At 67.5% G+C, this 3,482-nt stretch carries 3 protein-coding genes; all 3 read right to left on the bottom strand.

Translation table 11 applies throughout. From position 1 onward, the window contains the following. Window positions 1–108: 108 nt before the first annotated feature. Window positions 109–888, bottom strand: a complete 780-nt coding sequence (locus FVW20_RS10065) for an exodeoxyribonuclease III (protein ID WP_196609325.1) — start codon at window positions 886–888, stop codon at window positions 109–111. A 140-nt stretch (window positions 889–1,028) separates the two neighbouring features. Continuing rightward, window positions 1,029–1,490: a bacteriohemerythrin gene (locus FVW20_RS10060; RefSeq protein WP_196609324.1), complete on the bottom strand. Its 462-nt coding sequence runs from the start codon at window positions 1,488–1,490 to the stop codon at window positions 1,029–1,031. A 151-nt stretch (window positions 1,491–1,641) separates the two neighbouring features. Continuing rightward, the coding region (locus tag FVW20_RS10055) for a putative bifunctional diguanylate cyclase/phosphodiesterase (RefSeq protein ID WP_196609323.1) at window positions 1,642–3,482 on the bottom strand (1,841 nt) is incomplete at its 5' end.

The raw sequence follows: 3,482 nt of genomic DNA, 5'->3' as shown, positions 1-3,482 counted from the left end.
CGTACCGCTGCGGGCAGCGCGCCTGCCGTGCCGCCCTGTGCATGCGCGGGCCGCGTGCCCGTGCGCCAGCCGTCCGGACATGGACGTTCCCCGCGCCGGTCCCGCCCGCTACATGTCCACGTCCAGCGCCAGCCCCACCGGGCAGTGGTCCGACCCCATGACGTGCATGTCTATCCACGCATCGCGCACCGCGCCGCGCAGTTCCTCGGACACGAAGAAATAGTCGATGCGCCAGCCCACGTTCCGCTCGCGGGCGCGGGTCTTGTACGACCACCACGAATAGGCGTGGGGCGTGTCGCCCTGCACCAGTCGGAAGGTGTCCACATAGCCCGCCGCCGTGAAGCGGTCCATCCAGGCCCGCTCGACGGGCAGAAAGCCGGAGACGTCCTCGTTGTCCTTGGGCCGGGCAAGGTCGATGGGCCGGTGCGCGGTGTTGAAGTCGCCGCAGACCACGATGGGCTTGTGGCGACGCAGGTCCTCGGCGTGGTTCAGGAAGGCGTCGTAGAAGCCCAACTTGTAGTTCAGGCGTTCCTCGCCCTGACCGCCGTTGGGGAAGTAGATGTTGAAGTAGTGGAAGGCCGGAAATTCCAGGTGGATGCACCGTCCTTCGCCCTGCCATGCGGGGTCCGGCATGTCCAGGTGCACGGCCAGCGGTTCCACCCGGCTGAACACGGCCACCCCGGAATAGCCCTTCTTCACCCGCGAGGCCAGCCACCACGCCTTCCAGCCTTCCGGGTCGCGGTGGGCGGCGGGCACCTGTTCCCGCTCGGCCTTGGTTTCCTGCAGGCCCACGATGTGGCCGTCGCACCCGGCGAACCAGTTCCATTCCGGCTTGCCGCTCAGGGCGCGGATGCCGTTGACGTTCCATGAATACAGTTTGAGCAGCACGGGGCCTCCCTGCCTGCGGACGTGACGGATGTGATGAAGGGGATGGCGAAAGGGCTGCGGAGCGGGCAGCACCGCCAGCACGGCCTGTCTGGCTCTTGGGGCACATGCAGCGCGGCGTGAAAAACGCGGGCCGGGGCGGACTATTCCGGCGGGCCGGAATCCGTATCCGGACCCGTGGCGGAGCTGCCCCCCCCGTCGAAACCGTGACGCAGCCGCGCCGCGTACTGCATGTCCACGCCCAGGATGTGGTCTTCGAACCACGACTTCAGGAAGTGGAACATCTCCAGCGGCAGCATGGGCGGGTGGTCGTCCGCGTCGAGGGCCAGGGTGAATTCGCGCACCCGCGAAAGAAATTTCAGGTGCTCGCCCTGATGAAAGGTCAGCAATTCCGGCGCCACCTGCCCCACCACGGCTTCTTCCGCGGAAAAGTGCGCGGCGGCATGTGCCTTCAGGCCGGACAGCACGGCGCGCAGACGGCTGCCGTCCTCCGGGCAGGCGGCGGCATCGGCCATGTCGTTCAGCAGTTCGATGATGCGGGCGTGCTGGGCATCCAGTTCTGTAACGCCCACGCTGAACCGGTTCGACCACTCCACATGACGCATGACGGCTCCTTGGATGCGAGGCGCGGGGCGCAAATCCTTCCCGCGCCCGGCAGCATACACCACGAAAGAGCCTCGGCGAAAGGGGGTTAGTCCCGAAAACGCATGGGGGAAACGCCCCCCGTGAACGGTGTCGGCGGGGTCGGGGCCGCCCCTAGTGTCTGGACCGATCGACGAACAGGCCGGGCACGTCCTCGCCCGGCACCGGACGCGAGAACAGGTAGCCCTGGCCTCCCTCGCACGAAAGTTCGGACAGCATGATGCGCTGTTCCTCTTCCTCCACGCCTTCGGCCACCACGTCCAGGCCAAGGCTGTGCGCCAGCGCCACCACGGCCTGCACGATCTTGAAATGCCCCGGCTCGCGGCACATGCGCGCCACGAAGCTCTGGTCCACCTTCAGTGTGTCGATGGGGAACTGTTGCAGGTAGCTGAGCGAGGAATACCCGGTGCCGAAGTCGTCGATGCACAGCCGCACGCCGATTTCCTTCAGCCTGCGCAGCACCAGGTTGGCGTAGTCCGGGTTTTCCATCAGCATGGTTTCTGTCACTTCCAGCTTCAGGCATCTGGCGGGCAGGCCCGTTTCGCGCAGCACGGCGGCAACCTGTTCCACAAGGCCCGGCTGCGAAAGCTGCCGCGCCGAAAGGTTCACGTGCATGATCACGCCGCGCATGGACGGTTGCTGCTCGCGCCATGCGGACAGGGCGCGGCACGCCTCTGCCAGCACCCAGCGGCCCACCTGGTGGATCTGCCCGGTGGATTCGGAGACGGGAATGAATTCCGACGGCCCCACGATGCCCCGTTCCGGGTGGTTCCAGCGCACCAGCGCCTCGAACCCGGTCAGCTTGCGGTCGTGCAGCGACATGATGGGCTGGTAGACCAGGAAGAATTCGTTGTTGTCCAGCGCCCGGTGCAGGTCGATTTCCAACTGCATCAGGTTCATGGCCTGTTCGAGCATGGAAGGCTGGAACACCGCCATGCCGTCTCCGCCGTGCTCCTTCACGTGGTGCATGGCGATGTTGGCGTTGCGCAGCATCTCGTCGGCGTTGCCGCCGCCCCGGTTCATCACAACGCCCACGCTGGCGGAAATGCGGATCTGGCGGCCCGCCACCTCCAGCGGCGGTTCGAGCGAGGCGCAGATGCGCCGCACCGTGATCAGGGCCTCTTCCTCGGAGCGCACCTCGTCCAGCAGCAGGATGAATTCGTCGCTGCCCAGGCGCGATACGGTATCGATGGTGCGGGTGTTCTCGGCCAGACGCCGGGCCACCTCGCGCAGCACCTGGTCGCCCGCGGAGTTGCCCATGGAATCGTTGACCACCTTGAAGCGGTCCAGGTCCAGGAAGGCCACGGCGCACACGTTGTCCGCCCCGCGCCGGGCGCGGTGCAGCGAACGGTCGATGCGGTCCAGGCACAGGGCGCGGTTGGGCAGCCCGGTAAGCGGGTCGTGCCAGGCCTGGTGCTTCATCTGGGTGAGCATGATCTTGCGGTCGGTGACGTCGCGCCCGCTGAAGCGCACCCCCAGGGACGTGCCGTCGGCGTCGTGCAGGCGGCGGCTGGTGCAGGCCAGCCAGCGTTCGCGGCCATCCTGGGTGCGCACGCGCACCTCCACCTCGACCATTTCGGCGCCGGACGCCACCATGTCGCGGTGCTTGCGCCACAAAGGCAGGTCCTCGGGGTGCATGATGCCCTCGATGAACCGGGCGTTGGCGCGGAACGATTCCAGGGAATAGCCGGTGATGCGCTGGCAGGCGGGGGTGACGAACACCACCTTGCCGTTGGCGTCCTCCCAGTTTTCCCAGTCGGCCAGGTGATCGGCCAGCACGCGGAAACTCTGCGCGGTATCGCCATCGGGCAGGGGGGACGGGGCATGCGGAAAGGGCACGGCGTGCCGGGCGCGGGAGGGGGCGTCGTCGTACGGCGCGGGTTCCGGGGAAATCTGCGGCGAGGCGGGGATGGTGTGGCCGGAAGCCACGGCGGAAAGGGGGGCGGCGGGGGGGG

The sequence above is a fragment of the Nitratidesulfovibrio oxamicus genome (genome assembly GCF_015731765.1).
GTDB classification, from domain to species: domain Bacteria; phylum Desulfobacterota; class Desulfovibrionia; order Desulfovibrionales; family Desulfovibrionaceae; genus Cupidesulfovibrio; species Cupidesulfovibrio oxamicus.
Note: the sequence above shows the minus strand (reverse complement) of the source record. Positions and strands in the feature narration are given on the sequence as shown.